Source organism: Phenylobacterium sp., from assembly GCF_041916435.1.
Lineage (GTDB): Bacteria > Pseudomonadota > Alphaproteobacteria > Caulobacterales > Caulobacteraceae > Phenylobacterium.
In genome coordinates, this window is the sequence record NZ_JAYRZM010000004.1 from 89,884 (window position 1) to 115,411 (window position 25,528).

The following is a 25,528-nucleotide window of genomic DNA, read 5'->3' on the forward strand; positions in this document are numbered from 1 at the left end:
ATGGCCGAACCTTGGCGAAGGTTCCGGCGATGTCGGCGGCGAAGCATCGCACCGCGCCGAAGCCGTCGCCGCGGGCGGGCGGCGGTCCCGAGAGCCGTTTGCGAAACCGCAGACTTTGGCTATCTCCAGGCGGGGGCCGCCTCGCGGCGGCGGCGCGAAGGGACTGGAGATCCGCCTTTGGACGATCAGGGCCGATCGCGGGGCTTGCGGCCGGCGAGCGCGGCGCCGCGGACCGATCCGCTGACCTGGCGCTCCCTGGCGAGGATGCTGGCGATCTCGGCGGCGGTCGGCGCCTTCCTGGCCTACGTCGGCGCGTTCGGCACGAGCGGCACGCCGCTGCCCCTGCGCGTCGCCTACATGGTGGTCATCGCCTGGATCGGGACCCTTTCGGGCCGGCTGATCTATCGCCTGGCCGTGCGCCTGCCCTGGATCGGCCGCCGGATCTGGACCGCCACCGTCGCTAGCGCCGTCTTGATGACCCCGCTGATGACCGCGGTGGTCTGGGGCGGGGCGCAGGTCCTGCCCGGCCGCGGCCCGCCGGTGAGCTACCTGCCGGGCTACGCCTTCAATTCGCTGATCATGTGCCTGGTGATGATGGCCGCGGCGGTGTCGATCCGCAGCCGGCGGGAGCCCGCCGAGCCGGCGCCGGCCGCGCCGCCCAAGTTCCTGGAGCGGCTGCCGGCCAAGCTGAGCGGCGCGGACGTCTGGGCCGTGGAGGCCGAGGACCACTACCTGCGCCTGCACACCTCCAAGGGCCAGGACCTGATCCTGATGCGCCTGGCCGACGCGGTGGCCGAACTGGAGGGGATCGAGGGCGAGCAGGTGCACCGCTCGTGGTGGGTGGCCAGGGCCGCCGTGGCCGACGCCGAGCGCGGCGACGGCCGGGCGATCCTGACCCTGGTGGACGGGTGCAAGGTTCCCGTCAGCCGGACCTATGCGAAGGTCCTGCGGGAGAAGGGCTGGTTCTGAAGGGCTTCGCCCCCGGCGGCGTCGCCCGGCTTGTCCGGGCGACCCGAGCCGAGCCGGAACAGCGCAAGCCGCTTGGGTCCTCCGGAGCGCGCGAGGCGCGACCGGAGGATGACGGCGCAGGCGCCGGCTCTTAGCCCAGCATGTCCTTGACGGTGTCGCGTTCGCCGACCAGCTCGTCGTTGGTGATGGCCAGCTTGGACTTGGCGAAGTCGTCCATGGCGTAGCTTTCGACCACTTCGTAGCCGCTCGCCGTGGTCTTCACCGGCATGCCGGCCCACACGCCCTCGGCGAAGCCGTAGCGGCCCATGCTGGGCACGGCCACCGAGTGGACGGCGCCGACGGTGGTCAGGTCGCGCACGTGGTCGATCAGGGCGTTGGCCGCCGAGGCCGCCGAGCTCTGGCCGCGGGCCTCGATGATGGCCGCGCCGCGCTTGCCGACGGTGGGCAGGTAGTCGTTCTTCAGCCAGGCTTCGTCGCCGATGACGTCGGCGGCCGGCTTGCCGCCGATCTTGGCGTGGGTGAAGTCGGCGAACATGGTCGGCGAGTGGTTGCCGTAGATGAAGAGCTCGGACACGTCGTTGATCGACACGCCGGCCTTCTTGGCCAGCTGGGCGCGGCCACGGTTCTCGTCCAGGCGCACCATGGCGGTGAAGCGCTCGGCCGGCAGGCGCTTGGCCTGGCTGGCGGCGATCATCACGTTGGTGTTGCAGGGGTTGCCGACCACGGCGACGCGGGCGTCGTCGGCGGCCACGGCGTCGATCGCCTTGCCCTGGGCGATGAAGATCTTGCCGTTGTCCTTCAGGAGGTCGGCGCGCTCCATGCCCGGGCCGCGCGGCTTGGAGCCGACCAGCAGGCACCAGTTCGCGTCCTTGAAGGCGACGTTCGGGTCGTCGCACAGGACCATGTCCTGCAGCAGCGGGAAGGCGCAGTCCTCCAGCTCCATGGCCACGCCCTTCAGGGCCTTCTGCGGGCCTTCGACCGGGATTTCCAGGAGCTGCAGGATCACCGGCTGATCAGGGCCGAGCATCGCGCCGGAGGCGATGCGGAAGAGGAGGGCGTAACCGATATTGCCGGCGGCCCCGGTGACGGCGACGCGGATCGGCTTCTTCGTGCTCATGGGGGCGGCTCCAGTCTGGATGCGGACGGCCCGTCAGGGCCGGGTCGCGCGGTGCGTAGCTCAAACCAGGGCCTTGCTGCAATGCCGCAGACGCGTGGGCGCGCGCTCGGCGCCTCTTTCCAGACGCCGTGGGACGTGGTCTGGCTCGCCCATGTTCGCGCTCGACCCGGCCTTCGCCGCCACCTCGCAATTCCTCGCCGACCTGCCGCTCTGCCAGGCCCGCCTGCAGCTCGACGCGCGCTATCCCTGGATCGTGCTGATCCCGCGCGTGGCCGTCGCGCGGGAGCTGGAGGACCTGTCGGAAGCGGACCGCGCGCGGCTGATGGACGAGATCCTCGCCGCCGGCCGCGCCGCGCGGGCCGCGGGGACCGCGCTGGGCCGGCCGGTGGAGAAGCTGAACGTCGGCGCGCTGGGCAATGTGACGCCGCAGCTCCACGTGCACGTGGTCGGCCGCCGCGCCGACGACCCGGCCTGGCCGGGGCCGGTGTGGGGTCAGGGGGAGGCGCGGCCGTATGCGCCCGAGGCGCTGGAGCTGGCGCTCGGCGCCGCGCGCGCGGGGCTGGGCTAGGCGTCAGTCGCGCCGCATCTCCACGGGGCGGGTCTTGGCCCCGTCGGAAAGCTGGCCGGTCCACGAGCCGTCGGCGGCGGGAGCGAGCGTGGCCGTCAGCGTCGGGCCGCCGATGCGCGGCTGGAACCGGAAGGTGAGGGTCGAGCCGCTGCGGTCGATCTCGCTGAGGAAGCCGGAGCCCTCGGTGGCGCCGGCGCGGCGCACGTCTCGCCACGCGCCTTCCAGGGACGAGCCGTGCTTGTCGACCAGTTGCAGGGCGTAGAGCGCCTCGCCGCCCGAGCTCAGGGTCCAGTGGCCGTCCAGCGGGCCCTGCATGCCCTGGGCGGAATCGAAGGAGGCGCGCACCCGCGCCTCGTAGCGGCGGTCGGCGGCGCTGGGCGGGCCGTCGGGCGTGCGCCCCACCTCGTCGACATACACCGGCCGCTCGCCGGGGGCAGGAGCGGGCGAGGACGCGGCCGGCGCGGCCTGCAGGAGGGCGCCGATGGCGTCGTCGGGGGGCGGTTGCGCCCCCGTCTGCACCTGGGTCAGGGCCGACGAGCCAAGCGCGCAGACGGCCGCCGCGCCCACGAGGGCGCGCCGCGCGCGTGTCGCCCGGCTGCCGCTAGCCGCCATGACCCTCCAGGTTCCCCTTTGAAGGACGCCAGGTGCGATGGACGTCGAGCCCACTTTCCGGCGAATCGTCGAAGGCCGCCACCCCTTGCCGGCCCGCGCGGCCTTGCCAGGGGCTGATCGGCGTTCTTAGCTGCACCCTCTGAGCCGGATGCGCACCGGTCCGGCCAATCGAGGACCCAGTGATGACCATCCGTTACGACGAAGGCGCCAGGAACGTGCTGGGCGGCGAGCTGCAAAGCTGCTCCACCGAGCCGATGACCGGCTTCTTCCGCAACGGCTGCTGCGAGACCGGGCCGCACGACGTGGGCATGCACACGGTCTGCGCGGTGATGACCGCCGAGTTCCTGGCCTATTCGAAGGGCGTGGGCAACGACCTGTCGACGCCCCGGCCGGACCTGGCCTTCGCCGGGCTGAAGCCGGGCGACCGCTGGTGCCTGTGCGCGCCGCGCTGGAAGGAGGCGCTGGACGCCGGCGCCGCGCCGCAGGTGGTGCTGGAGGCCACCCACGAGGAGACCCTGGCCATCGTGCCGCTGGGCGTGCTGAAGGACTACGCGGTCAAGGCGTGAGGCCGGCTCAGATCAGCGGATATTCGCGCTCCAGGCGGTAGCGCGAGCCGTCGCCGGTGTTCCAGCTCGAATAGAGGCCGAAGCTCGCCAGGTGGAAGGGCGGCGATTTCAGGAGGTTGTTGGCCTGGATCCAGGCGGCCACGTCCGGCGGCTCGGGCCGGCGCAGATAGGCCAGGGTGACGTGCGGCAGGTAGTTGCGGGTCTCGGCCTTCAGCCCGGCGCGGCGCGCGGCGGTCTCGCAGCGGGCGGCCAGGCGCGAGAGCGGCGGGTTGTCCTCGACCCCGGCCCAGACCGCGTGGATGTCGCGGCCCTCGCCGAACGCGCCGGCGCCCGACAGGACCAGCTCCAGGGGCTCGCCGGCCACGGCCGAGAGCGCCTCGTCGACGTCGGCGGCCACGTCCTCGCGCAGGTCGCCGAAGAAGCGCAGGGTGATGTGCAGCGCCTCCAGCGGGCGCCAGCGCGCGCCGGGCAAACCGTGCTGGCGAAGGGCGAGCGGCTGGCCGATCTCGGGCGGCACGGCCAGGGCGGCGAACAGGCGGATCATGGGAAACACCTAGTGCGGGGCGGCGCCTAACATAAGCGTAATCCCGGAAATCCTTGCGTCCTGGGGCCTGGCTCACGATATTCAAGGGGCGTCCGAGATGGGACGCTACAAAAAGGGCTACGCTTACGATGAGCGACTTCAACCGCGGCTACGCGCGCTCGATCCCCGCCGATCGCGCCGATATGTCGGTGGACGCGGGACTTCGCGCCTTCATGCTCGGCGTCTACAACAAGGTGGCGCTGGGTCTGGTTCTTTCGGCCGGCCTGGCCTTCCTGACGGGCGCCTTCCCGCCGGTTCGCGACCTGATGTTCCGCGTGACCGCCGACGGGCACCTGATCGGCTTCACCCTTCTGGGCATGATCGTGGCCTTCGCGCCGCTGGCGGTGATCCTGTTCGGCTCGCTCGCCCTGCGCAACGCCACGCCGCAGAGCTCGGGCGCGCTCTACTGGACGATCGTCAGCCTGATCGGCGCCTCGCTGGGCGTGGTCGTGCTGGTCTACACGGGCGCCTCGATCGCCCAGACCTTCCTGATCACCGCGGCGGCCTTCGGCGGCCTGTCGCTGTTCGGCTACACCACCAAGAAGGACCTGACCGGCTTCGGCAGCTTCCTGATCATGGGCCTGATCGGCATCGTGATCGCCTCGGTGGTCAACCTGTTCCTGCACAGCGGGCCGATGGCCTTCATCATCAACGTGCTGGGGCTGCTGATCTTCTCGGGCCTGATCGCCTACGACACCCAGCGCCTGAAGATGACCTACTACCAGCTTGGCGGCGACCAGGCCGCGCTGGGCGTGGCGACCAACTACGGCGCGCTGAGCCTCTACATCAACTTCATCAACCTCTTCCAGATCCTGCTGTCGCTGTTCGGCAGCCGCCGCTAAGCCCGGCCAGGATCCCCGAAAACGAGAACCCCGGCGGGCGACCGCCGGGGTTTTTCGTTTGGGGGCCCTCCGCGTTCCTTCGAGCTCGCCGGGACGACCCGGGCGGCGACGGCGTGGATGCTCCCCCTTGGCGGCTGTCGCATCGCGACTGAGGGGGACCGAGGACTCAAAGTCCCCCTCCGGCCCTCCGGGCCACCTCCCCCAAGAGGGGAGGATCAATGGCGCGGCTCTATTCCACCACCTTGAAGCGGCCCTTGTCGAAGAAGCGCAGCACCTGCTCCAGCTCGTGGCCGCGGCGCAGGATCATCCCGCCCTGGCCGATGACGGCCCAGGCGCCCTGGCGGCGGGCCAGCTCCGGACGCTTCTCGATGCGGTAGAGCGGCGCCTCGGAAGCGCGGCGGAACACGCTGAACACGGCCGCGTCGTCCAGGCCCGCGATCCCGTAGTCGCGCCACTCGCCGGCGGCGACCATGCGGCCGTACAGCGACAAGAGCCGCTCCAGCTCGCGACGCTCGAAGAACACCTGTCTGGCGCGGGGCGCGCTCGGATCGAATGCCATCGCAGCGAAGCTAAACTCAAAACGCGGCGAAAGGCGAGCCGCAGCGTTTTGTCGCCGATTGACACGCTTCGACGCCATGCGCCGCGAAAAGACCTCAATTCGGTCTCGGACGCGCCTGTTTGGGCTCCGATAAATGCATCGTCGGTTGATCGGAACCTTGCTGGTCCCGGATCCTGAACAGCCCCCCCAGCCCCCCTGGATCGCGGGCTTCGATCAACCGGCTCCCAGTTCCCCGAAAACACAGCGTCGGGCCCGCGCGGATTTTCCCCCCCGTTGCCGCGCGGGCCTCGCCGCATGCGCGCTCGCCGCCGCGGGGCGGCCGGATCAGGGCGTCCTGCGCGCCACCGCCAGGATCTCGCCGCCGTGGACGGCCTGGACGATGAGGGCGGTCTTCAGCTCCTCGTCGCCGGCGGCCATGGGCAGGCGATAGGCCGTGGGCCGGCCGCGCCAGGCGCCCAGCCGCACCAGCTCGCGCACCACGTTGCGCTGGACCAGGGTCTGGCCCTTGTTGTCGCCCTTCCTGACCGTGACTTCCTGTTGGCGCGGATCGTAGCGCACTAGCCAGACCTCGGCGCCGCCGCGGGGCGTGCGGCCATAGCCCACGTCGGCGCGGCGCTGGCCGATGAAGGCGATGTCGGGCGGGCTGCGCGGCCGCTCGGCGGCCTCGTGCAGGAGCTTGTCGATCTTCTCGGTCTGCAGGCCGCCGGCCTGGGCGCGGCCGTCGACGATCACCTGCGGGGTGTAGGGCTCGCGCAGGCCCATGTGCGCCACATAGGCGCGCTGGCGCTCGTCGAACTCGGGCTTGGCGAAGGTGTCCGGCCAGCCCAGGTAGTCCCAATAGTCCACAGGGAAGGTCAGGGCGAGCACGCCCGGACGGTCGGCCAGCTTGTCCACATAGGCGTTGGCGTCGCCGCAGGAGGCGCAGCCCTGGGCGGTGAAAAGCTCCACCAGCGTCGGCGTTTGAGCCGCCGCCGCAGTCGGGCCGATCGCCAGGACGAGGCTGAAAAGCGCTGCCGTTCGCATTGGCGCGCAGTTAATCGGACTTGCGCGCGGGTGGGATTCAACAAGGTGTGACCAGATCGGGCCGGTCAGACCCGGGTCAGCCCGCCCGGGCGGCCGCCAGGATCGGCCCGCCGTCCGGCGACTGCACCAGCACCACGGTCTTCAGGCCGGCGGGGGCCGGCGGCAGCTCGAAGCTGGCGGCCGGGCCGGTCCAGCGGCCCAGGCGCTTCAGGTCACGCACCACGTTCTTGTGCGGCAGGGTCTTGCCGGTGTTTTCGCCGCGCTTGACCGGCACCTGGACGACGCGCGGGTCGTAGCGGACGAGCCAGACCTCCGCGCCCCCCTTGGGCGCCGCGCCGGCCGCGATGCGGGCCACGCGGTCCTCGACGGCCACGGTGGTCGGATCGGCCGGACGGCGGGCGGCGATCAGCTTCAGGATGCGCGCGGGGGTGTTTCCCACCGTGTCGGCGCGGCCGTCGACCACCACCTCGGGGGTGAACGGGCCGTCGTGGCCCAGCGCCTTGGCGTAGGCCCGCTGGCGGGCGGTGTAGTCGGGGCGGGCGAAGGTGTCCTTCCAGCCCAGGTAGTCCCAGTAGGTCACGCCGAACGACAGGGCGATCACGTCGGGCCGCTCGGAGAGCTCGGCCACCGCGTCGTTGGCTGGCGGGCAGGACGAGCAGCCCTGGCTGGTGAAGAGTTCGACGACGGCGGGCCGCGCGGGCGGGGCGGCGGTCGCGGTCCCCGCCGCGAGGGTCGCGGCGAGGAGCACGGCGGGGGCGAGACGCTGGGTCATGCCCCATAATACGCACGCCGCGCCCGCCCGGTTACAGCTCCGGGCGGACGCGGCGCTCAAGGCCTCGCGGCCGGCCGGGCTCAGCCCTGGCTGGCCAGGTTGCGCAGCACGTAGTTCAAGACGCCGCCGTTCTTGAAGTACTCAAGCTCGGTCGGCGTATCGATGCGGCAGCGCACCGGGAAGCGGGCGATGCGCCCGTCGGAGGGACGGTACATCTCCACCGTGAGCTGGCGGCGGGGCGCCAGTTCGTTGAGGCCGCGGATGGTGACGATCTCCTCGCCGGTCAGGCCCAGCTTCTGCCAGCCTTCCTGCAGGAACTGCAGCGGCAGCACGCCCATGCCCACCAGGTTGGAGCGGTGGATGCGCTCGAAGCTCTCGGCGATCACCGCGCGCACGCCCAGGAGCTTGGTGCCCTTGGCCGCCCAGTCGCGGGAGGAGCCGGTGCCGTATTCCTTGCCGGCGAACACCACCAGCGGACGGCCCTCGCCCTGGTAGCGCATGGCCGCGTCGTAGATCGCCATGACGTCGCCGGACGGGAAGTGCTTGGTCACGCCGCCCTCGATGTCCGGCGTGATCTTGTTGCGGATGCGGATGTTGGCGAAGGTGCCGCGCATCATCACTTCGTGGTTGCCGCGCCGCGCGCCGTAGGAGTTGAACTCCGTGGTCGGCACCTGGTGGTCGCGCAGGTAGACGCCGGCGGGCGAGGACGCCTTGATCGAACCGGCCGGGCTGATGTGGTCCGTGGTGATCGAGTCGCCGAAGACGCCCAGGATGCGGGCCTCGACGACGTCGGTGACCGGCGCCGGCTCCATCTGCATGCCCTGGAAGTAGGGCGGGTTCTGCACGTAGGTGGAGCCCATGTCCCAGCTATAGGTCTGGCCGCCGGAGACCTTGATCCCCTGCCAGGACTTGTCGCCCTTGAACACGTCGGCGTAGCGGGTGGCGAACATCTTGTTCGTCACGTGCTTGCGCTGCAGGGCGGTGACTTCCTCGGTCGTCGGCCAGATGTCCTTCAGATAGACCGGCTGGCCGTCCTTGCCTTCGCCGATCGGGTCGTTGGCCAGGTCGATCTGCATGGAGCCGGCCAGGGCGTAGGCCACCACCAGCGGCGGCGAGGCCAGGTAGTTGGCGCGCACGTCCGGGTTCACGCGGCCCTCGAAGTTGCGGTTGCCCGACAGCACCGAGACGGCGACCAGGTCGTTCTTCTGCACGGCCTCGGAGATCGGCTCGGGCAGCGGGCCGGAGTTGCCGATGCAGGTGGTGCAGCCGTAGCCGACCAGATTGAAGCCGAGGGCGTCGAGGTACTTGGTCAGGCCCGCGCTCTTCAGATAGTCGGTGACCACCTGCGAGCCGGGGGCGAGCGAGGTCTTCACCCAGGGCTTCACCTCAAGACCCTTCTCGACCGCCTTCTTGGCGACGAGGCCGGCGCCGATCAGCACCGAGGGGTTGGAGGTGTTGGTGCAGGAGGTGATCGCCGCGATCACCACGTCGCCGTTGCCGATGTCGAAGTTCTCGCCCTCGACCTTGTAGCGCTCGGCCATGGACTCGGCCTTGCCGAAGTCGTTGGCGAGCGCGGTCTTGAACTCGGCGGCCGCGTCGGTCAGCAGCACGCGGTCCTGCGGGCGCTTGGGGCCGGCCAGCGACGGCACGACCGAGCCCAGCTCGAGCTCCAGGGTGTCGGAGAACACCGGGTCCGGATCCTCGGGCGAGGACCACAGGCCCTGTTCCTTGGCGTAGGCCTCGACCAGGGCGACGCGGTCTTCGTCGCGGCCGGTGGCGGCCAGGTAGTCGATGGTGGCCTTGGAGATCGGGAAGAAGCCGCAGGTGGCGCCGTATTCCGGAGCCATGTTGGCGATGGTCGCCTGGTCTTCCAGGGTCAGGTTGGCCAGGCCCGGGCCGTGGAATTCGACGAACTTGCCGACCACGCCCTTCTTGCGGAGCATCTGGGTGACGGTGAGCACCAGGTCGGTGGCCGTCGCGCCGTCCGGCAGCGCGCCGGTCAGCTTGAAGCCGATGACCTCGGGGATCAGCATCGGGATCGGCTGGCCCAGCATGGCCGCCTCGGCCTCGATGCCGCCCACGCCCCAGCCCAGCACGGCCAGGCCGTTGACCATGGTGGTGTGGCTGTCGGTGCCGACCACGGTGTCCGGATAGGCCACGGTGGAGCCGTCGGCCTCGAGGGTCCACACGGTCTGGGCCAGGTATTCCAGGTTCACCTGGTGGCAGATGCCGGTGCCGGGGGGCACCACGCGGAAGTTGTTGAAGGCCGAGGAGCCCCAGCGCAGGAAGCGGTAGCGCTCCATGTTGCGCTCGTATTCGCGCTCGACGTTGGAGGCGAAGGCCTTGGCGTTGCCGAAGTAGTCGACCATCACCGAGTGGTCGATGACCAGGTCCACCGGGTTCAGCGGGTTGATCTTCTCCGGATCGGCGCCGAGCTGGGTCATGGCGTCGCGCATGGCGGCCAGGTCGACCACGGCCGGCACGCCGGTGAAGTCCTGCATCAGCACCCGCGCCGGGCGGAAGCTGATCTCGTGCTCGGTGGAGCCCTTGTTGTCGAGCCAGGCGGCGATCGCCTTGAGGTCGTCGGCGCCGACGGTGTCGCCGTCCTCGTTGCGCAGGAGGTTCTCCAGCAGCACCTTCATCGAGTTGGGGAGCTTGGAGATGCCCTTCAGGCCGGCTTCTTCCGCCGCTTTCAGGCTGTAGTAGACGTAGGTCTTGTCGCCCACCGTCAGTTCACGGCGGGTCTTCAGGCTGTCGAGAGACGCCATGTGTTACGGATCCTTCCTCTGTTCACGGCCGTCCAGGACCGGCTTCACGGATCGCGCGCTCAAAGGAACGGACACACAGCGTCCGAACCCGCGCCGCGTACGCCCAGGAAGTCGGCGACGGCCGGGCGCTTCATAGCTCCGCCGCTGGTTTGCGTCCATGCGCCGCCGAGCCTCTGCGAGCGGTTCTCAAAAAGAGCGGTGTCGACGCCCGCGATCCGGCGTGCGATGGGCTCAGTGTGATCAAACTCCTGACTCTCGACGACGTTTCCGTGCGCCGCGGCGGCCGCCTGCTGTTCGAGGGCGCGCGCCTGGAGCTGGCCGCCGGAGAGGCCGCCGTGCTGGTCGGCCGCAACGGCGCGGGCAAGACCAGCCTGTTGCGCGCGATCGCCGGGCTGGTGGAGGTGGAAGCCGGCTCCATCGGCTTCGGCGGGCTGGAGGCGGCCGAGGCGCGCGGCGGCTTCACTCACTTCGTCGGCCACCAGGACGGGCTGAAGACCGGCCGGCTGGCGAGCGAGGAGCTGTCGTTCTGGACGCGCTGGATGGGCGGGACCGAGGCGGCGGCGCGACAGGCCGCCGAAGCGCTGGAGCTGTCGGCCCTGATGGACCTGGAGGTGCGCCGCCTGTCGGCCGGCCAGCGGCGGCGCCTGGCGCTGGCCCGCCTGCTCGCCGCGCCCCGGCCGCTGTGGCTGCTGGACGAGCCGATGAGCCCGCTGGACTCGGTGTGGCGCGAACGGTTCGGAAAGCTCATGGCCGAGCACCTGGCCGGAGGCGGCCTGATCGTGGCGGCGGTGCACGATCCGCTGCCGATCCCGGCCAAGGTGCTGGAGATCGCCGCGCCGGAGTTCGCCGCGTGAGCCGGCTGTCGGCCCTGCTCGGCCGCGAGACGGTGCTGGCCTGGGGGCGCGGCGGCGGCCCGATGGTCACCGTGGGCTTCTACGCGGGGGTGGCGACCCTTCTGCCGCTGGCGATCGGGCCGGAGCCGGACCGGCTGAGGGCCGTGGCGCCGGGGGCCGCCTGGGTGGCCCTCGCGCTCGCCTCGCTGCTGTCGCTCGACCGCCTGTTCGAGCGCGACTACGAGGACGGGGCGCTGGACCTGCTGACCCTGTCGCAGGCGCCGCTGGAGCTGGTCTGCGCAGCCAAGTGCCTGGGCCAGTGGATCGCCACGGGCGCGCCGCTGGCGCTGGCGGCCCCGCTGGCGGCGATCGCGCTGGGCGCCCCGACGAGCCTGGCGCCGCTGATCTTCGCCTGCGCCCTCATGGGCGGGCTGGCCTTCGCCTTCACCGGCGGGATCGGCGCGGCGCTGAGCCTGGGCGCGCGGCGCGGGGGACTGCTGACGGCGGTGATCGTCCTGCCGCTGTTCGTGCCGCCGGTGATCTTCGGCGGCGGGGCGCTGGACGCCTTCGCCACGGGCCTGCCCTGGAAGGCGGGGTTCGCGCTCTTGGGCGCCTACGCCGCCGCGGCGCTGGCGCTGGGGCCGCTGGCGATGGCGGCCGCCTGCCGCAACGCGCTGAGCTGAGGCGCCCATACGGGCCCTTGCGCACGGACCCTCATGCACAGGCCCTTGGAAACATGACGAAAGCTTAATGCGCCGGTTCCGCCGGACTCGCGCCCCCGCGCCGTTTGAACAGGTGAGGGAAGTCACGAGACGACAAAGGAACGATCCTTGACCTATACGACCAAACTTCGCCCGCTGATCCTTGGCGCGGCCATTCTCGGCGCGGGCCTGTCGGCCCAGGCCATGGCCCAGCCGGCGGACGGCGGCCGTCCGGCGCAGGCCCAGGGGCCGATGGCCGGGCGCGATCGGGACGCCATGATGGCCCAGCGCACCGAGCGGCTGCGCCAGGTCCTGCAGCTTCGGCCCGACCAGGAAGGCGCGTTCAACACCTTCATCGCGGCGATGAAGCCGCCGAAGGACGCGCGCCAGGCCATGCGCGCCGAGCGCCAGGAGATGGCCAGCCTGACCACGCCCCAGCGGCTCGACCGCATGAAGGCGATGATGGCCCAGCGCCAGGCCCGCTTCGACCAGCGCGCGGCGGCGACCAAGCGCTTCTACGCCCAGCTCACGCCGGCCCAGCAGAAGGCCTTCGACGCCCTGCCGCCGATGATGGACGGCCCGCACGGCAAGCACGGCGGCGGCGAACACCGCATGGGCCCGATGCGCGGCGAAGGCTGACGCCGAGGCCCCTCCACGGCGAGCGCCGGCGGAGGGGCTTTCGCCCCGGCGGGCGCAGGCCCGCCTTGCCGCCGCCGCACGCGGGGGCTAAGTGCGCTGGCGATGATCCCCGCGCCCGCCTTCCTCGCCAATCCGGATCGCTTCATGGCGTTCTCGCGCTGGGCCGCGCCGCTGTTCGGCGTGATCGCCGTGGCGCTGGCGCTGGCGGGCCTGTGGCTGGGCTTCACCGCGCCCGAGGACTACCAGCAGGGCGATACGGTGCGGATCATGTTCATCCACGTGCCGGCGGCCTGGATGAGCATGTTCGTCTACGCCTGCCTGGCGGTGGCGAGCTTCCTGGCGCTGGTGTTCCGCCACGTGCTGGCCGATTGCGCCGCCCAGGCCGCGGCCCCCCTGGGCGCGGCCTTCACCTTCCTGGCCCTGGTCACCGGCTCGCTCTGGGGCCGGCCGATGTGGGGCGCCTGGTGGGTGTGGGACGCGCGGCTGACCAGCGTGCTGGTGCTGTTCCTGTTCTACCTGGCCTACATCGCCCTGCGCGCGGCGATCGACGACGAGGCCAAGGGCGCCCGGGCCGCGGCGATCCTGGCGCTGGTGGGGGCGGTGAACCTGCCGGTGGTGCACTGGTCGGTGAACTGGTGGAACACCCTGCACCAGGGCTCCTCGGTGTTCCGCATGGACGGGCCGGCCATGCCGCCGGTGTTCCTGTGGCCGCTGCTGCTGATGGGCCTTTCCTACATGGCCGCCTTCGGTTCGCTTTGGCTGGTGCGCATCCGCGGCGAGGTGTGGCGCCGCCGCGCCGAGGCCGCCGCCCTGCGCGCGGCGAGGGGCTAGACCGCATGCTCGACCTGGACGCGGGCAAGTACGCCCTTTTCGTGTGGCCGGCGTTCGGCGTCACCGCCGTGGTGTTCGCCGGCATGATCATCGGCTCGCTGGCCCACGCCCGGCGCTGGCGCAAGCGCGCCGAAGACCTGGACGCGCGCCGCAAATGAGCCGCTGGCTGGCGATCGTCCCCCTGGGGGTGCTGGTGGCGCTGGGCCTGCTGTTCGGCCTCTACGCCCTGCACCGCAATCCGCAGGTGCAGCCCCAGGCGCTGGTCGGCAAGCCGTTGCCGGACCTGAGCCTGCCCTCGCTGGACGACGGGCTGAACGTGAAGGTGCGCGAGGCGGCCAAGGGGCCGGTGCTGGTGAACTTCTTCGCCTCCTGGTGCGCGCCCTGCGAGATCGAGCAACCGGTGCTGATGGGGCTGAAGGCCGAGGGCGTGAAGATCGTCGGCGTCTCCTACAAGGACGCGCCGGCCAACACCCAGGCGTTCCTGGGCCGGCTGGGCGATCCCTATGCGACGCGGCTGGTGGACCGCAACGGACGCGCCGGCGTGGAGTTCGGCGTCACCGGCGTGCCCGAGACCTACCTGGTGGGCGCGGACGGGGTGGTGGTGGCCAAGCATTCCGGCCCGCTGGATCCGCAGACCGCCGAGGCGATGCTGGATAAGGTCCGGCGTTAACCTTTTCGTCGGGGCGTTAACCAATCGTTCGCCATGACGGGGCGATTGTCAGGAACTCGTTAACCATAAACGAGGCCGCCATGGCGCTCCCCGTCCGTCCCGCGATCATGCCCGCGACGCCCGTCGCGCCGCGCGCCGACACCGCCCGCCTGGCCGCCCAGAAGGCCTTCTTCCAGGCCGCGCTCGGCCAGCCGCAGGCCGCCGCCGCCCCGGCGGCTCCCGCGCAAACCCAGGCGGCCGCTCCGGCCCAGACGCCGGCTCCGGCCACGCCGGCGCAGCGCACCGCCGCCGCGCCCGAGGAGCCGCCCAAGCGGATCCCCCGGCCGGGAACCTACCTCGACATCAGGGTCTGAAGCGCTGCTGTCAGAGCCCTTCTCCCCTTGCGGGAGAAGGTGGCCTGCGCATGCAGGCCGGATGAGGGGTTTCTCAGCCCCCTCCGCCGCCGCCCAGCATTTCCGCCTTCGCAGCGGCGCGGTTAGCGCGACCCCTCACCCGACCCCGCTCCGCGGGGCCACCCTCTCCCGCAGGGGGAGAGGGATGAGCGGCGGTCGCCTGAAAGCCTAGGCCGCCTTCTTGGCCTTCTTCTTCTTGCCTTCGCCCTTGAGCTCGGCGACGGCCTTTTCGGCCTTGGCCTTCTTCTTCTTTTTCTTCTCGGGCGGGATCGGGCCGTCCAGGCTGGAGCGGGCCAGGTCGCGCAGCAGCGAGACGAAGCCGTCGCGCTTGCCCGAGGAGAGCAGGCGCAGGAGCCGCGCGTCGGCGGCGTCCACCCGCGGGCCGGCCTCGGCCAGCAGCAGCCGGCCCTGCTCGCTCAGGCGCACCGCGTTGGCCCGGGCGTCCTCGGCGGAGCGCTCGCGGACCAGCAGGCCCTTGGCGATCATCCGCTGGGCCATGTCGGCCAGGGTGGAGCGGTCGATGCCGGTGATGCGCACCAGGTCCGTCTGGGTCAGGCCCTCGCGGGCCTCGACGGCGGCGAGCACCGCGTACTGACGCTGGGTGAGCCCGATCTCGCCGACCTCGTCGGCGTAAACGTCGAGCGCGAGCTGCAACGCCCTGTGCAGCAGGTGGCTGGGAGAACGGTCGAGCGCCGGGACGGCGTCGGCCGCCTCGGCCTTGTGCTTTTCAGACGTCTTGTCCTTGGCCATGGCCCCGCCTCCATCTGGATTCGGAACGCCAAGCTATAGCCCCAATGCGTAGATTTGACGACGGAAGGTCCGTGAACGTCCGATCGGCCTATTCGCCGGCCTTCGCCGGCGGCTCGACCGGCCGCGCGTGTTTCATCATCAGCGGCGTCTGGGTGACCGAGAACAGCACGCTGAGGATGAGCAGGCCGGGGAAGCGGAACAGGGCCCAGACGTCGTCGGACTGGGTGCGCCAGACCGCTTCGTTGACCGCCGCGAGCGCCAGGAAGAACAGGCCGTAGCGCAGGGTGAGCTTGCGCCAGACCTCGTCGGGAAGGGCGATGGCCTCGCCCATGACCAGCTTCAGGGCGTTCTTCTTCAGCGCCAGGCCGCCCAGCAGGACCACGCCGAAGAAGGCGTTCATCACCGTCGGCTTGATCTTCACGAAGGTCTTGTCGTGGAAGATGAGGGTGAGGCCGCCGAAGATCATGGCGGCGACGCCGGCGATCAGCGGAATCCAGGCGATCCGCCGCTCCACGGCGAAGCCGACGATCAGCGCCAGGGCCGAGGCCGGCACCAGGGCGGCGGTGGCCTTGATCAGGTCGTGGGTGGCGATCTGCGTCGCCAGGAAGACCAGCAGCGGGCCGTAGTCGACGGCGGCCCGCACCCACTTGTGCGCCTTGGGCGGCAGATGGCTCATGCTTCCTCCAGGCCGACCAGCGAGCGGGCGAAGGCGCGCGCGCGGAACGGCTGCAGGTCGTCGATCCCCTCGCCCACGCCGATCAGCTTGATCGGCGAGTCCGAGGCCTGGGCCACGGGCACCAGCACGCCGCCGCGGGCGGTGCCGTCGAGCTTGGTCATGACAATGCCGGTGACGCCGATCTGGTTGCCGAAGATGTTTTCCTGGGCCAGCGCGTTGCGGCCGACGGTGGCGTCGAGCACCAGGAGCGTCTCGTGCGGGGCGCTTTCGTCGAGCTTGCGGATCACGCGGATGATCTTGTGCAGCTCGTCCATCAGCCCTTGCTTGTTCTGCAGGCGGCCGGCGGTGTCGATGAGCAGGACGTCGTAGTTCCCGGCCTGCGCCTTCTCCAGGGCCTCGTAGGCCAGGCCCGCGGCGTCCGAGCCGGTGGGCCGGGAGATGAAGTCCACGCCGGCGCGCTCGGACCAGACCTTGAGCTGCTCGACGGCGGCGGCGCGGAAGGTGTCGCCGGCGGCGATCAGCACCTTGGCGCCGCGGGCCTTCAGGTCGGCGGCGATCTTGCCGAGGGTCGTCGTCTTGCCCGAGCCGTTCACGCCGATGAACATCACCACATAGGGCTTACGGCCGGCCGACAGCGGATCGAAGTCGCCTTCGCGCCGGGCGAGCTCGTCGCCGATCGCGGCGGCCAGCGCCTCCTTGATCTCGGTCTCGTCGATGTTCTTGCCGAAGCGCTCCTCGGCGAAGCGCTCGGTGATGCGCGCGGCCGAGTGCGGACCGAGGTCCGCCTCGATCAGCATCTCTTCCAGTTCGTCCAGCTTGGCCTGGTCGAGAGGCGCCTTGGTGGAGAAGGCGCTCGTCAGCTGGTCCGACATCTGCTTCGACGAGCGCGACAGGCCCGCCGTCAGCTTCTGGAACCAGCCTTTCTTGGGTTCGGTCATGGGGCGCTTCTAGCCTTGACGCCGGCCGGCGTCACCTGGGGGTTTGCGGGGCCGGCTGGAGTGGCGGACGTCTTCATCGGGCTCGTCCGGGGGATGACGCAGAGCGGGGCGGAACGCTAGGTTGATCGCCCTGGACGGATTGGCGGCGATGGATTCGATCGGAACCGCGCTTTCGGCGCTCGACTATGCGGCGGTGTTCGTCTTCGGCGCCACGGGCGCCCTGGCCGCGGCGCGGCGGCGGCACGACATCGTCACCTTCGGCTTCTTCGCGGCCGTCACTGGGGTGGGCGGCGGCACCCTGCGCGACCTGCTGATCGGGGCGCCGGTGTTCTGGGTGAACCGGCCGAGCTACATCGCCGCCTGCCTGGCCGCGGCGATCGCGGTGTGGCTGCTGGGTCCGCGCCGGTTCCGCGCCCGCCTCCTGGTCTGGCTCGATGCGCTGGGCATGAGCGCCTACACGGTGGTGGGGGCGGCCAAGGCGCTGGCGCTGGGCGTGCATCCGTTCTCGGCGGTGATCATGGGGGTGCTGACCGCGGCGTTCGGCGGGGTGATCCGCGACGTGCTGGCCGAGGAGCCCTCGATCCTGCTGAAGCGGGAGATCTACGTCACCGCCGCGCTCGGCGGAGCCACGGCCTTCGTGCTCCTGCGGATGGCGGGCGTCGCGCCCTCGCTGGCGGGGCTGGCCGGCTTCACCGTGGCGCTGGTCGTGCGCGGCGGGGCGATCCAGTTCGGCTGGTCGCTGCCGGGGTTCCGCGGCGTGGACGAGGTGTGATGTTCGCCTCTGGGCGTCGTCACCCGGCTCGTCCGGGTGATCCAAGCGGCGTTTCAGCTTGGGTCCCCCGGATCGGCCTTCGGCCGACCGGAGGATGACGGCTAGGAGGCGGGGCCCTCGGCCTGCTCGGCGGCGATCCAGGCGTCGATGCGCTGTTCCAGCAGCGGCAGGGGAAGCGGGCCTTCCAGCAGCACCGCGTCGTGGAAGCGGCGGATGTCGAAGCGGTCGCCGAGCGCCGCCCTGGCCTTGTCGCGCAGGGCCAGGATCTTCAGCTCGCCGATCTTGTAGGCCAGGGCCTGGCCGGGCCAGGAGACGTAGCGGGCGAGCTCCACGTCGATGTTGAGCGGCGAGAGCGCGGTGTTGTCGGCGAAACAGGCGCGGGCCTCATCCAGGCTCCAGCCCAGCCAGTGCACGCCGGTGTCGGCCACCAGCCGGCAGGCGCGCCACATCTCGTAGGAGAGCTGGCCGAAGCGCTCATAGGCGTCGCGGTAGATGCCCATCTCACCGCCGAGCTTCTCGGCGTAGAGGCCCCAGCCCTCGGTGAAGGCGGTGACGTCGGCGTTGCGGCGGAAGGCCGGCGCGCCGGTGAGCTCCTGGGCCAGCGCGATCTGGATGTGATGGCCGGGCACGGCCTCGTGCAGGGTCAGCGCCGGCAGCTCGTAGAGCGGGCGCTGGTCCAGGTGGGAGGTGTTGACCATGTAGCCGCCGGCCACCCCTAGCTTGGGGCTGCCGGAGAAGTAGCGGCCGGTGGTGTAGGTCTCCTCGATGTCGGCGGGCACGGGCCGCACGCCGTAGGTCAGGCGCGGCAGGGTGGCGAACCAGCCGGGCAGCTCGCCGTCGATGCGCTTGGCGATCTCCGAGGCCTTCTCCAGTAGGTCCTCGCGCGAGGTGGCGTAGAAGCGCGGGTCGGCGCGCAGCATGGCGACGAAGGCCTTGAAGTCGCCGGTAAAGCCGGTCTCGGCGATCACCTGGTCCATCTCGGCGCGGATGCGCTTGACCTCCGACAGGCCGAGGGCGTGGATCTCGTCGGGGGTCATGTCGGTGGTGGTCTGCTCGTGGACCAGCCAGCGGTAATAGGCTTCGCCGCCCGGCATGGAGCGCAGGCCAAGGCCCTTGCGCGCGGCGGGCAGGTATTCGGTCTGGAGGAAGGCGACGAAGGCGCGCTGCCGGGGCCGGATGCGGTCGCGCACGACGGCCACGGCCTCGGCGCGCAGGGCGGCCTGGCGGTCGGCGGGAATGGAGGCCGGCAGGGTCTTGAAGGGCGTCATCAGGACGTCGGTCTCGACCGGGGCGTCGGCGGCCTTGCGGGCCTGGGCCAGCACCTCCTGAACCGTGGAGCGCGGCTGGGTGAAGCCGGTCCTCACGCCGCGGCGGGCGTTTTCGATGTTGTCGGCGTAGTACTCCGGCGTCGCCTTCAGCCGGTCGATCCAGGCGCGGGCGTCGGCCTCGCTGCGGATCGGGGTGACGGCGGCGAGGTAGCCCATCAAGGAATCGAAGCCGCTGTCGCTGTTGAAGGCCATGCGGGCCTCGTCGAAGGACAGGCTCTGCAGCCGCTCGTCGATCACCCAGGCCAGGAAGGCGCGGTTGAGCGCGGCCTCGCCGGCGAGGCCCTGCGGCGGGATCGCATCCAGGCGCCCCTTGAAGCCCTCAAGGGCGGCCTTGCGGGCCGCGTCGGCGGCGGGAGTGGCGTCGGGCAGGCGCGAGAGGGCGGTGCGATCGCCCTCCTGACCGGCGGTGACGGGATCGTCGGCCAGGGTGAAGGCGTCGTAGTCGGCGATCAGCGCGTCCAGCGGCGCGGCGGCGGCCGGCCAGGCCGAAAGGAGGGCGAGGGCGGCGATGACGGCCTTCAGCATGGCGCTTTCCCCTGCATCACGGGCCGGGCATGGTGGCCGATGCTCCGGTGCAGGGGGAATCAATCATGAGCTTTGCGACCCGCCGCAAGTCGCTGGACGGCCTGACCGACCACGCCGCGCACCACCGGCTGAGGCCGGCGCTCTCCTGGCCGCACCTGGTCGCCCTGGGCGTGGGCGCGATCATCGGCACCGGGATCTACACCCTGACCGGGGTGGGCGCGGGGCTGGCGGGGCCAGGGGTGATCGTCTCCTTCGCCATCGCCGGGGCGGTGTGCGCCTGCGCGGCGCTGGCCTATGCGGAGATGGCCACCCTGATGCCGGTGGCCGGCAGCGCCTACACCTACAGCTACGCCGCGCTCGGCGAGCTGATCGCCTGGGTGGTCGGCTGGAGCCTGATCCTGGAATACACCGTGGTCTGCTCGGTGGTCTCGGTGGGCTGGGCGGCCTACGCCGTGGGCGTGCTGGAACAGGCGGGCGTGCACCTGCCGGCGGCGCTGAGCGCCGGGCCGCACGCGGGCGGGATCGTCAACCTGCCGGCGGTGCTGGTGGCGCTCGGGGTGACCGGGATGCTGCTGGTCGGCACGCGCGAGAGCGCCACGGTCAACTTCGTCCTGGTGCTGGTGAAGATCGTCGCCCTAGCCGCCTTCGTGGCCCTGACCCTGCCGGCGTTCAAGGCCGGCCACTTCAGCCCCTTCGCGCCGTTCGGCTTCGCCGCCCACGTGGACGCCGACGGCGTCAAGCGTGGGATCATGGCGGCCGCGGCCCTGATCTTCTTCGCCTTCTACGGGTTCGACGCGATCTCCACGGCGGCGGAGGAGGCCCGGAACCCGGCGCGGGACCTGACCATCGGCATCATCGGCTCGATGCTGATCTGCACCTCGATCTACATGGTGGTGGCCGCCGCGGCCCTTGGCGCCTCGCCGTTCGACGTCTTCTCCAAGAGCGCCGAGCCGCTGGCCTTCATCCTGCGCGGACTGAACCACCCCCTGGCCGCGGCCCTGGTGGCCGGGGCGGCGATCGTCGCCCTGCCGACGGTGATCATGGTCTTCATGTTCGGCCAGAGCCGGATCTTCTTCGCCATGGCCCGCGACGGTGTCTTGCCGATGGCGCTGGCCAAGGTGGGTCCGCGCGGGGTGCCGGTGGCGGTGACCCTGCTGACCGGAGCCATCGCCGCGGTGATCGCCGGCATGCTGCCGCTGCAGGAGATCGCCGAGCTGGCCAACGCCGGCACGCTGCTGGCCTTCGTCGCCACGGCGACCTGCATGATGGTGCTGCGGCGGCGCGAGCCGACCCGCCACCGCGACTTCCGCTGCCCGGCCCCCTGGCTGGTGGGGCCGCTGGCGGTGGCTGGCTGCGTCTATCTGTTCGTCAGCCTGCCGGAGAAGACCATGGTGCGCTTCGCCATCTGGAACCTGATCGGCCTGGGGGTCTACCTGGCCTACGGGCGGCGGGCGAGCCGGCTGGCGAAGGCGTAGGGCCGCCCTCCCCGCGTCTTCGCTCGGCTTGGGTCCCCCGCCTTCGCGGGGGATGACGTGCGAGGGCTACTCCGCCGGCTCGTCGCTGGGCAGGGGGTTCTCGGCGAGCTGGCGCAGGTAGGCGCCGTATTCGCTCTTGGCCTGGGCCCGGCCGAGATCGGCGAGCTGGTCGCGGTCGATGAAGCCCATGCGGAAGGCCAGCTCCTCGATGCAGCCGATGCGCAGGCCCTGGCGCTGCTCCAGGGTTCGGATCAGTTCGCCGGCCTGGATCAGGCTGTCGTGGGTGCCGGTGTCGAGCCAGGCGAAGCCGCGGCCCAGGAGCTCGACGTGCAGGTCGCCCTCCTCCAGGTAGCACTGGTTGAGCGCGGTGATCTCCAGCTCGCCGCGCGCCGAGGGCTTCAGCGTCTTGGCGAACTCGCTGGCGCGGCCGTCGTAGAAGTAGAGGCCGGTGACCGCGTAGTTGGACTTCGGCTGCTTCGGCTTTTCCTCGATGCCGAGGACGCGGTTCTCCGGGCCGAGTTCGAGCACGCCGTAGCGTTCCGGATCGTGCACCGGATAGCCGAACACCGTGGCGCCCGACGTGCGCTGGTCGGCGCTGCGCAGGGTCTGGGCGAAGCTCTGCCCCCAGAAGATGTTATCGCCGAGCACCATCACGCTGGGATCGCCGTTCACGAATTCCTCGCCCAGGATGTAGGCCTGGGCCAGGCCGTCCGGGCTCGGCTGGACGATGTATTCGAAGCGCACGCCGATCTGCGAGCCGTCGCCCAGCAGCCGCTTGAAGGCGGCCTGGTCCTCGGGCGTGGTGATGATCAGGATTTCGCGCACACCGGCCAGCAGCAGCACCGAGATCGGATAGTAGATCATCGGCTTGTCGTAGATCGGCAGCAGCTGCTTGGAGACCGCGATGGTCAGGGGGTGCAGCCGGGTGCCGGACCCGCCGGCCAGGATGATCCCGCGCCTCATGCGACTTTCCTGTTCTTGGCGTCCACGAGCTTGGCCACGACCTCGGCGAGGGGCTCGCGCCAGGGACGGGGCGTGACGCCGAACACCGCGGCCAGACGCGAACAGTCCAGTTCGGCGTTGAGGGCGCGGCGCGCGGCCGTGGGGAACGCGCTGGTGGGGACCGGCTCCATCGCCGGAGGCGGCCGGTCGGGCCAGGCCGTGGCGAAGATCGCCTCGGCCATCTCGAAACGGGTGGCGGCGCCGGCGTTGGCGAAGTGCAACAGGCCCCATTCGGGGGCGCCGGCGGGCAGGGCCGCCAGGCGTGGCGCCTGGGCGATGAGGAAGGCGGCGATGTCGCCGCTGGCCGTGGGCCGGGCGTGCTGGTCGGCGACGACCTTCAGCACCGGCTGGGTCTCGGCCAGGCGCAGCATCGCCTGCAGGAAGTTCTGTCCGTAGGCCGAGAACAGCCAGGAGACCCGAAGGACGATCGACCGCTCGCACAGGTCCAGCACCGCGTCTTCGCCGGCCAGCTTGGAGGCGCCGTAGACGTGCAGCGGGCCGACGGGATCGTCCTCGACATAGGCGCCGGCCTTGGCGCCGGAGAACACCATGTCGGTGGAGACCTGCACCAGCGGCACGCCCCGGGCCTGGCAGGCGCGGGCCATGGCGCGGGGGGCGCGGGCGTTGACCGCATAGGCCAGGTCCGGCTCGCTCTCGGCCTTGTCCACGGCGGTGTAGGCGGCCGCGTTGATCACCAGGTCGACCTGGTCGGCCTCGCCGATCGCGCGGGCCACGGCGTCGGGATCGGCCAGGTCCGCGTCGGCGCGGGATAGGGCCCTGATCATGACGTCGGCGGTGCTGCGGTCGATGAGCTCGCGCGAGAGCTGGCCGCTCGCGCCGAATTGCAGGATCGTCAGGCTCATGCCTTGACCAGGCCCATCCGCTCGCTGTGGAAGCCCCGCGCGCGGATGGCGTCCCACCAGGCCCGGTTCTGCACATACCAACGCACGGTGTCTTCCAGTCCGTCGGTGAGGGCGATGCGCGGCGACCAGCCGAGCTCGCGCTTCAGCTTGGAGGCGTCGATGGAATAGCGGAAATCGTGACCCGGCCGGTCGGCGACGAACTCGATGCGGTCGGCGTGGGCCGTGTTGGCCGGGGCGTACTTGTCCAGGTGCGCGCAGAGCGTCTTGACCAGCTCGATATTGCGCACGGTGTTGTCGCCGCCGATGCAGTAGGTCTCGCCCAGCCGGCCCTTCTGCAGCACCAGGAGCAGGGCCTCGGCGTGGTCGTCCACGTGCAGCCAGTCGCGCACCTGCAGGCCCTGGCCGTAGACCGGGATCGACTTGCCCTCCAGCGCCCGGGAGATGACCGTCGGGATCAGCTTCTCGGGGAATTGGAAGGGGCCGTAGTTGTTGGAGCAGTTGGTCAGCACCGCCGGCAGGCCGAAGGTGCGGTGCCAGGCGCGCACCAGGTGGTCGGAGCCGGCCTTGCTGGCCGAATAGGGCGAGTTGGGATCGTAGGGCGTCTCTTCGGTGAAGGCGCCGGTCTCGCCCAGCGCCCCGAACACCTCGTCGGTGGAGATGTGGTGGAAGCGGAAGGCCTCCTTGCGCGGCGACGGCAGGGCGGCCCAGTGGCGGCGCGCCGCGTCCAGCAGCACGGCCGTGCCCATCACGTTGGTGCGCACGAAGCTGAGCGGATCCTCGATGGCCCGGTCGTTGTGCGATTCGGCGGCCAGGTGCATCACCGCGTCGGGGCTGTGGCGCTCGAACACCGCCCGCACGGCGGCCTCATCGCAGATGTCGACGTCCTCGAAGGCGTAGCGGGGAGAAGCGGCGACCTCGGCGACGTTGTCGGGATTGGCCGAGTATTTCAGGGCGTCGAGGTTCACCACGTCGAACCCTTCGGCGACAGCCCGGCGAACCACCGCCGAGCCAATGAAGCCGGCGCCGCCCGTGATCAGAAGTTTCATGAGGTCTTTCGTAAGCGATGGAGACGGGCTTGCCACGTCATTTTGACGTCGGGAGGCCTGCTCTAGCAGCAGCCGATGACAGGCTCAAACCGTGCGGCCGTGGCGGTTTTGAGGCGCCTGGGTTGAGACGGACCCTGCGGGCGCCTACTCTTGAAGCTCGCCGGGGGGCGGAGGGCCCGCCGTCTCCCCAGGATTCGCCGTGACCTCGACCACCGACCAGGCCCCCAAGCGGCCCGCCTCAGGCCCGCCGGGGCGCACGGTGCGGGATCTCACCACCGGCCCGATCGGCTCGACCCTGATCCTGTTCGCCCTGCCGGTGATGGGCTCGAACATCCTGCAGTCGTTGAACGGCTCGGCCAACGCGGTGTGGGTGAGCCACGCCATCGGCGAGACGGCGCTGGCGGCCATCTCCAACGCCAACAACATCCTGTTCCTGATGCTGGGGGCGGTGTTCGGCGTGAGCATGAGCGCCAACCTGATGATCGCCCAGGCGATCGGCGCCCACGACCAGGCGCTGGCCAAGAAGGTGGTGGGCACCTCCACGGCTTTCTTCGCGGTGCTGTCGCTGTCGGTGGGGGCGCTCGGCTACTGGCTGACGCCGATGATCCTGGACGCCATGGGCACCCCCGGCGACGCGCGGCAGGAGGCGATCGACTACCTGCGCGTGATCTTCCTGGCCATGCCGTTCATGTACTTCTTCAGCTTCATGATGATGGCCCAGCGGGGGACCGGCGATTCGCGCTCGCCGTTCTGGTTCTCGCTGTTCGCCGTGAGCATGGACATCACGCTGAACCCGATCCTGATCATGGGCATCGGGCCCTTCCCGCGGCTGGGCGTGGCCGGTTCGGCCGCCTCGACCCTGATCTCCCAGACCGTCACGCTGGCGCTGATGATCGCCATTCTCTACCGCAAGCGCAGCGTGCTGGTGCTGCGGCCCAGCGAGTGGGGACTGCTGAAGCCGGACCTGGCGATCGTGCGCAGCCTGGTCTTCAAGGGCCTGCCCATGGCCCTGCAGATGCTGGTGGTGTCCGGCGCGGCGGTGGTGATGATCAGCTTCGTCAACCGCTACGGCAGCCACACGGCCGCCGCCTACGGCGCAGCGATCCAGGTGTGGACCTACGTGCAGATGCCGGCCATGGCGCTGGGCGCGGCGGTCTCGTCCATGGCCGCGCAGAACGTCGGCGCCGGGCGGATGGACCGGGTGGACAAGGTCGCCCGCGTCGGCTCGCTCTACGCCCTGGCCTGCACCGCCGGGCCGGTGGTGGTGATCTATGCGCTGGAGCCGTGGATCATGCGCGCCTTCCTGCCGGCGACGAGCCCGTCGCTGCCGATCGCCCTGCACATCAACAGCTTCGCCCTGTGGGGTTTCATCCCGCTGGGCATCGCCTTCGTGCTGTTCGGCGTGGTGCGGGCCACCGGCGCGGTGGTGGCGCCGCTGGCCATCATGTTCATCTCCATGTGGCTGGTGCGCATCCCCTTCACCGACCTGATGCAGACCCGGCTGGGCGCCGACGCGGTGTGGTGGAGCTTCCCGCTCGGCAGCGCCATGAGCTTCGCGCTGGCGCTCGCCTACTACCGCTGGGGCGGCTGGCGGAAGGCCAGGCTGATGGAGGCCACGCCCCGCGGCCAGGCGCCGGACCTGGGCCAGGCGACGCCGGACATGGTGGAGGACGCCGAGGTCGCCGGGCAGGAGGCCTAGGGGCGTCGT

Annotated in this window: 28 protein-coding genes; 14 read left to right on the top strand and 14 right to left on the bottom strand. The window is 70.9% G+C overall.

All coding sequences use genetic code 11. The features are described from left to right. The first annotated feature begins 177 nt into the window (after positions 1 to 177). Positions 178 to 969 (top strand): LytTR family DNA-binding domain-containing protein, encoded by a 792-nt coding sequence (locus ACE3TA_RS11840; protein ID WP_374573860.1) that lies wholly within the window; start codon positions 178 to 180, stop codon positions 967 to 969. A gap of 130 nt (positions 970 to 1,099) precedes the next feature. Here ACE3TA_RS11840 and ACE3TA_RS11845 read toward each other — a convergent pair whose 3' ends face one another. Beyond that, entirely contained in the window at positions 1,100 to 2,086 is a 987-nt protein-coding gene (locus tag ACE3TA_RS11845; protein WP_374573862.1) for a malate dehydrogenase, read from the bottom strand. A 151-nt stretch (positions 2,087 to 2,237) separates the two neighbouring features. On the opposite strand from ACE3TA_RS11845, the gene ACE3TA_RS11850 reads away from it, so the two are divergent. Continuing rightward, positions 2,238 to 2,654, top strand: a complete 417-nt coding sequence (locus ACE3TA_RS11850) for an HIT domain-containing protein (RefSeq protein WP_374573864.1) — start codon at positions 2,238 to 2,240, stop codon at positions 2,652 to 2,654. Between the two features lie 3 nt (positions 2,655 to 2,657). On the opposite strand, the gene ACE3TA_RS11855 is transcribed toward ACE3TA_RS11850, so the two are convergent. Next, on the bottom strand, positions 2,658 to 3,266 hold the full coding sequence (locus tag ACE3TA_RS11855; RefSeq protein WP_374573866.1) for a hypothetical protein: 609 nt from the start codon (positions 3,264 to 3,266) through the stop codon (positions 2,658 to 2,660). A 179-nt stretch (positions 3,267 to 3,445) separates the two neighbouring features. Here ACE3TA_RS11855 and ACE3TA_RS11860 point away from each other — a divergent pair, with 179 nt between their 5' ends. Then, positions 3,446 to 3,832: a DUF2237 family protein gene (locus tag ACE3TA_RS11860; RefSeq protein WP_374573868.1), complete on the top strand. Its 387-nt coding sequence runs from the start codon at positions 3,446 to 3,448 to the stop codon at positions 3,830 to 3,832. Positions 3,833 to 3,839: 7 nt separating this feature from the next. Here ACE3TA_RS11860 and thpR read toward each other — a convergent pair whose 3' ends face one another. Continuing rightward, complete coding sequence (gene thpR / locus ACE3TA_RS11865) at positions 3,840 to 4,376, bottom strand: RNA 2',3'-cyclic phosphodiesterase (protein ID WP_374573870.1); 537 nt, start codon at positions 4,374 to 4,376, stop codon at positions 3,840 to 3,842. Between the two features lie 128 nt (positions 4,377 to 4,504). Here thpR and ACE3TA_RS11870 point away from each other — a divergent pair, with 128 nt between their 5' ends. Continuing rightward, entirely contained in the window at positions 4,505 to 5,257 is a 753-nt protein-coding gene (locus ACE3TA_RS11870; RefSeq protein ID WP_374573872.1) for a Bax inhibitor-1/YccA family protein, read from the top strand. 229 nt (positions 5,258 to 5,486) lie between these two features. On the opposite strand, the gene ACE3TA_RS11875 is transcribed toward ACE3TA_RS11870, so the two are convergent. From ACE3TA_RS11875 to acnA, 4 genes are all read right to left on the bottom strand, one after another. After that, positions 5,487 to 5,816 (bottom strand): DUF2794 domain-containing protein, encoded by a 330-nt coding sequence (locus ACE3TA_RS11875; protein ID WP_374573874.1) that lies wholly within the window; start codon positions 5,814 to 5,816, stop codon positions 5,487 to 5,489. Between the two features lie 324 nt (positions 5,817 to 6,140). Next, the gene (locus tag ACE3TA_RS11880; protein WP_374573875.1) at positions 6,141 to 6,839 is read right to left on the bottom strand and encodes a DUF1223 domain-containing protein; all 699 of its coding nucleotides are present in this window, start codon (positions 6,837 to 6,839) and stop codon (positions 6,141 to 6,143) included. A gap of 76 nt (positions 6,840 to 6,915) precedes the next feature. Beyond that, positions 6,916 to 7,611, bottom strand: coding sequence for a DUF1223 domain-containing protein (locus tag ACE3TA_RS11885; RefSeq protein WP_374573877.1), 696 nt, complete (start codon positions 7,609 to 7,611; stop codon positions 6,916 to 6,918). An 80-nt stretch (positions 7,612 to 7,691) separates the two neighbouring features. After that, positions 7,692 to 10,379 carry an aconitate hydratase AcnA gene (gene acnA, locus ACE3TA_RS11890; protein WP_374573879.1) on the bottom strand — a complete coding sequence of 896 codons (2,688 nt, stop codon included), beginning with the start codon at positions 10,377 to 10,379 and terminating at the stop codon, positions 7,692 to 7,694. 236 nt (positions 10,380 to 10,615) lie between these two features. Between acnA and ccmA the strand changes: the two genes are divergently transcribed. From ccmA to ACE3TA_RS11925, 7 genes are all read left to right on the top strand, one after another. Beyond that, positions 10,616 to 11,233 (top strand): heme ABC exporter ATP-binding protein CcmA, encoded by a 618-nt coding sequence (gene ccmA / locus ACE3TA_RS11895; protein ID WP_374573881.1) that lies wholly within the window; start codon positions 10,616 to 10,618, stop codon positions 11,231 to 11,233. After that, positions 11,230 to 11,895, top strand: a complete 666-nt coding sequence (gene ccmB / locus ACE3TA_RS11900) for a heme exporter protein CcmB (RefSeq protein WP_374573882.1) — start codon at positions 11,230 to 11,232, stop codon at positions 11,893 to 11,895. Before ccmA ends, ccmB begins: the two co-directional genes overlap by 4 nt. A 147-nt stretch (positions 11,896 to 12,042) precedes the next feature. Beyond that, the gene (locus tag ACE3TA_RS11905; RefSeq protein ID WP_374573884.1) at positions 12,043 to 12,552 is read left to right on the top strand and encodes a Spy/CpxP family protein refolding chaperone; all 510 of its coding nucleotides are present in this window, start codon (positions 12,043 to 12,045) and stop codon (positions 12,550 to 12,552) included. 102 nt (positions 12,553 to 12,654) lie between these two features. Then, the gene (locus ACE3TA_RS11910; RefSeq protein WP_374573886.1) at positions 12,655 to 13,383 is read left to right on the top strand and encodes a heme ABC transporter permease; all 729 of its coding nucleotides are present in this window, start codon (positions 12,655 to 12,657) and stop codon (positions 13,381 to 13,383) included. A gap of 5 nt (positions 13,384 to 13,388) precedes the next feature. Then, complete coding sequence (ccmD, locus tag ACE3TA_RS11915; RefSeq protein WP_374573888.1) at positions 13,389 to 13,541, top strand: heme exporter protein CcmD; 153 nt, start codon at positions 13,389 to 13,391, stop codon at positions 13,539 to 13,541. Next, entirely contained in the window at positions 13,538 to 14,053 is a 516-nt protein-coding gene (locus tag ACE3TA_RS11920) for a DsbE family thiol:disulfide interchange protein (RefSeq protein WP_374573890.1), read from the top strand. The genes ccmD and ACE3TA_RS11920 overlap by 4 nt, the downstream gene beginning before the upstream one ends. An 80-nt stretch (positions 14,054 to 14,133) precedes the next feature. Next, positions 14,134 to 14,406 (top strand): hypothetical protein, encoded by a 273-nt coding sequence (locus ACE3TA_RS11925; RefSeq protein ID WP_374573892.1) that lies wholly within the window; start codon positions 14,134 to 14,136, stop codon positions 14,404 to 14,406. A 207-nt stretch (positions 14,407 to 14,613) separates the two neighbouring features. On the opposite strand, the gene ACE3TA_RS11930 is transcribed toward ACE3TA_RS11925, so the two are convergent. From ACE3TA_RS11930 to ftsY, 3 genes are all read right to left on the bottom strand, one after another. Then, positions 14,614 to 15,195 (bottom strand): MarR family winged helix-turn-helix transcriptional regulator, encoded by a 582-nt coding sequence (locus ACE3TA_RS11930; RefSeq protein ID WP_374573894.1) that lies wholly within the window; start codon positions 15,193 to 15,195, stop codon positions 14,614 to 14,616. 88 nt (positions 15,196 to 15,283) lie between these two features. Then, positions 15,284 to 15,871 carry an inner membrane-spanning protein YciB gene (locus tag ACE3TA_RS11935; protein ID WP_374573896.1) on the bottom strand — a complete coding sequence of 196 codons (588 nt, stop codon included), beginning with the start codon at positions 15,869 to 15,871 and terminating at the stop codon, positions 15,284 to 15,286. Beyond that, positions 15,868 to 16,809 (bottom strand): signal recognition particle-docking protein FtsY, encoded by a 942-nt coding sequence (gene ftsY, locus ACE3TA_RS11940; protein ID WP_374573898.1) that lies wholly within the window; start codon positions 16,807 to 16,809, stop codon positions 15,868 to 15,870. Before ftsY ends, ACE3TA_RS11935 begins: the two co-directional genes overlap by 4 nt. A gap of 148 nt (positions 16,810 to 16,957) precedes the next feature. On the opposite strand from ftsY, the gene ACE3TA_RS11945 reads away from it, so the two are divergent. Further along, positions 16,958 to 17,581, top strand: a complete 624-nt coding sequence (locus tag ACE3TA_RS11945) for a trimeric intracellular cation channel family protein (RefSeq protein WP_374573900.1) — start codon at positions 16,958 to 16,960, stop codon at positions 17,579 to 17,581. Between the two features lie 101 nt (positions 17,582 to 17,682). On the opposite strand, the gene ACE3TA_RS11950 is transcribed toward ACE3TA_RS11945, so the two are convergent. After that, on the bottom strand, positions 17,683 to 19,434 hold the full coding sequence (locus ACE3TA_RS11950; RefSeq protein ID WP_374573902.1) for a DUF885 family protein: 1,752 nt from the start codon (positions 19,432 to 19,434) through the stop codon (positions 17,683 to 17,685). A gap of 65 nt (positions 19,435 to 19,499) precedes the next feature. Between ACE3TA_RS11950 and ACE3TA_RS11955 the strand changes: the two genes are divergently transcribed. After that, positions 19,500 to 20,909, top strand: a complete 1,410-nt coding sequence (locus ACE3TA_RS11955) for an amino acid permease (protein ID WP_374573904.1) — start codon at positions 19,500 to 19,502, stop codon at positions 20,907 to 20,909. Between the two features lie 66 nt (positions 20,910 to 20,975). On the opposite strand, the gene rfbA is transcribed toward ACE3TA_RS11955, so the two are convergent. From rfbA to rfbB, 3 genes are read right to left on the bottom strand one after another with little or no spacing between them, the layout of a single operon-like run. Next, positions 20,976 to 21,872, bottom strand: a complete 897-nt coding sequence (gene rfbA, locus ACE3TA_RS11960) for a glucose-1-phosphate thymidylyltransferase RfbA (RefSeq protein WP_374573906.1) — start codon at positions 21,870 to 21,872, stop codon at positions 20,976 to 20,978. After that, on the bottom strand, positions 21,869 to 22,774 hold the full coding sequence (rfbD, locus tag ACE3TA_RS11965) for a dTDP-4-dehydrorhamnose reductase (protein WP_374573908.1): 906 nt from the start codon (positions 22,772 to 22,774) through the stop codon (positions 21,869 to 21,871). The genes rfbA and rfbD overlap by 4 nt, the downstream gene beginning before the upstream one ends. Beyond that, positions 22,771 to 23,820 carry a dTDP-glucose 4,6-dehydratase gene (gene rfbB, locus ACE3TA_RS11970; protein ID WP_374573910.1) on the bottom strand — a complete coding sequence of 350 codons (1,050 nt, stop codon included), beginning with the start codon at positions 23,818 to 23,820 and terminating at the stop codon, positions 22,771 to 22,773. The genes rfbD and rfbB overlap by 4 nt, the downstream gene beginning before the upstream one ends. 199 nt (positions 23,821 to 24,019) lie before the next feature. Here rfbB and ACE3TA_RS11975 point away from each other — a divergent pair, with 199 nt between their 5' ends. After that, positions 24,020 to 25,519 (top strand): MATE family efflux transporter, encoded by a 1,500-nt coding sequence (locus ACE3TA_RS11975; RefSeq protein WP_374573912.1) that lies wholly within the window; start codon positions 24,020 to 24,022, stop codon positions 25,517 to 25,519. The last annotated feature ends 9 nt before the right edge of the window (positions 25,520 to 25,528 follow it).

Coding starts and splice junctions, on each gene's coding strand:
- ACE3TA_RS11845 (WP_374573862.1), bottom strand. CDS start 2,086: ATGAGCACGAAGAAGCCGATCCGCGTCGCCGTCACCGGGGCCGCCGGC.
- ACE3TA_RS11850 (WP_374573864.1), top strand. CDS start 2,238: ATGTTCGCGCTCGACCCGGCCTTCGCCGCCACCTCGCAATTCCTCGCC.
- ACE3TA_RS11855 (WP_374573866.1), bottom strand. CDS start 3,266: ATGGCGGCTAGCGGCAGCCGGGCGACACGCGCGCGGCGCGCCCTCGTG.
- thpR (WP_374573870.1), bottom strand. CDS start 4,376: ATGATCCGCCTGTTCGCCGCCCTGGCCGTGCCGCCCGAGATCGGCCAG.
- ACE3TA_RS11870 (WP_374573872.1), top strand. CDS start 4,505: ATGAGCGACTTCAACCGCGGCTACGCGCGCTCGATCCCCGCCGATCGC.
- ACE3TA_RS11875 (WP_374573874.1), bottom strand. CDS start 5,816: ATGGCATTCGATCCGAGCGCGCCCCGCGCCAGACAGGTGTTCTTCGAG.
- ACE3TA_RS11880 (WP_374573875.1), bottom strand. CDS start 6,839: ATGCGAACGGCAGCGCTTTTCAGCCTCGTCCTGGCGATCGGCCCGACT.
- ACE3TA_RS11885 (WP_374573877.1), bottom strand. CDS start 7,611: ATGACCCAGCGTCTCGCCCCCGCCGTGCTCCTCGCCGCGACCCTCGCG.
- acnA (WP_374573879.1), bottom strand. CDS start 10,379: ATGGCGTCTCTCGACAGCCTGAAGACCCGCCGTGAACTGACGGTGGGC.
- ACE3TA_RS11910 (WP_374573886.1), top strand. CDS start 12,655: ATGATCCCCGCGCCCGCCTTCCTCGCCAATCCGGATCGCTTCATGGCG.
- ccmD (WP_374573888.1), top strand. CDS start 13,389: ATGCTCGACCTGGACGCGGGCAAGTACGCCCTTTTCGTGTGGCCGGCG.
- ACE3TA_RS11920 (WP_374573890.1), top strand. CDS start 13,538: ATGAGCCGCTGGCTGGCGATCGTCCCCCTGGGGGTGCTGGTGGCGCTG.
- ACE3TA_RS11925 (WP_374573892.1), top strand. CDS start 14,134: ATGGCGCTCCCCGTCCGTCCCGCGATCATGCCCGCGACGCCCGTCGCG.
- ACE3TA_RS11930 (WP_374573894.1), bottom strand. CDS start 15,195: ATGGCCAAGGACAAGACGTCTGAAAAGCACAAGGCCGAGGCGGCCGAC.
- ACE3TA_RS11935 (WP_374573896.1), bottom strand. CDS start 15,871: ATGAGCCATCTGCCGCCCAAGGCGCACAAGTGGGTGCGGGCCGCCGTC.
- ftsY (WP_374573898.1), bottom strand. CDS start 16,809: ATGACCGAACCCAAGAAAGGCTGGTTCCAGAAGCTGACGGCGGGCCTG.
- ACE3TA_RS11945 (WP_374573900.1), top strand. CDS start 16,958: ATGGATTCGATCGGAACCGCGCTTTCGGCGCTCGACTATGCGGCGGTG.
- ACE3TA_RS11950 (WP_374573902.1), bottom strand. CDS start 19,434: ATGCTGAAGGCCGTCATCGCCGCCCTCGCCCTCCTTTCGGCCTGGCCG.
- ACE3TA_RS11955 (WP_374573904.1), top strand. CDS start 19,500: ATGAGCTTTGCGACCCGCCGCAAGTCGCTGGACGGCCTGACCGACCAC.
- rfbA (WP_374573906.1), bottom strand. CDS start 21,872: ATGAGGCGCGGGATCATCCTGGCCGGCGGGTCCGGCACCCGGCTGCAC.
- rfbD (WP_374573908.1), bottom strand. CDS start 22,774: ATGAGCCTGACGATCCTGCAATTCGGCGCGAGCGGCCAGCTCTCGCGC.
- rfbB (WP_374573910.1), bottom strand. CDS start 23,820: ATGAAACTTCTGATCACGGGCGGCGCCGGCTTCATTGGCTCGGCGGTG.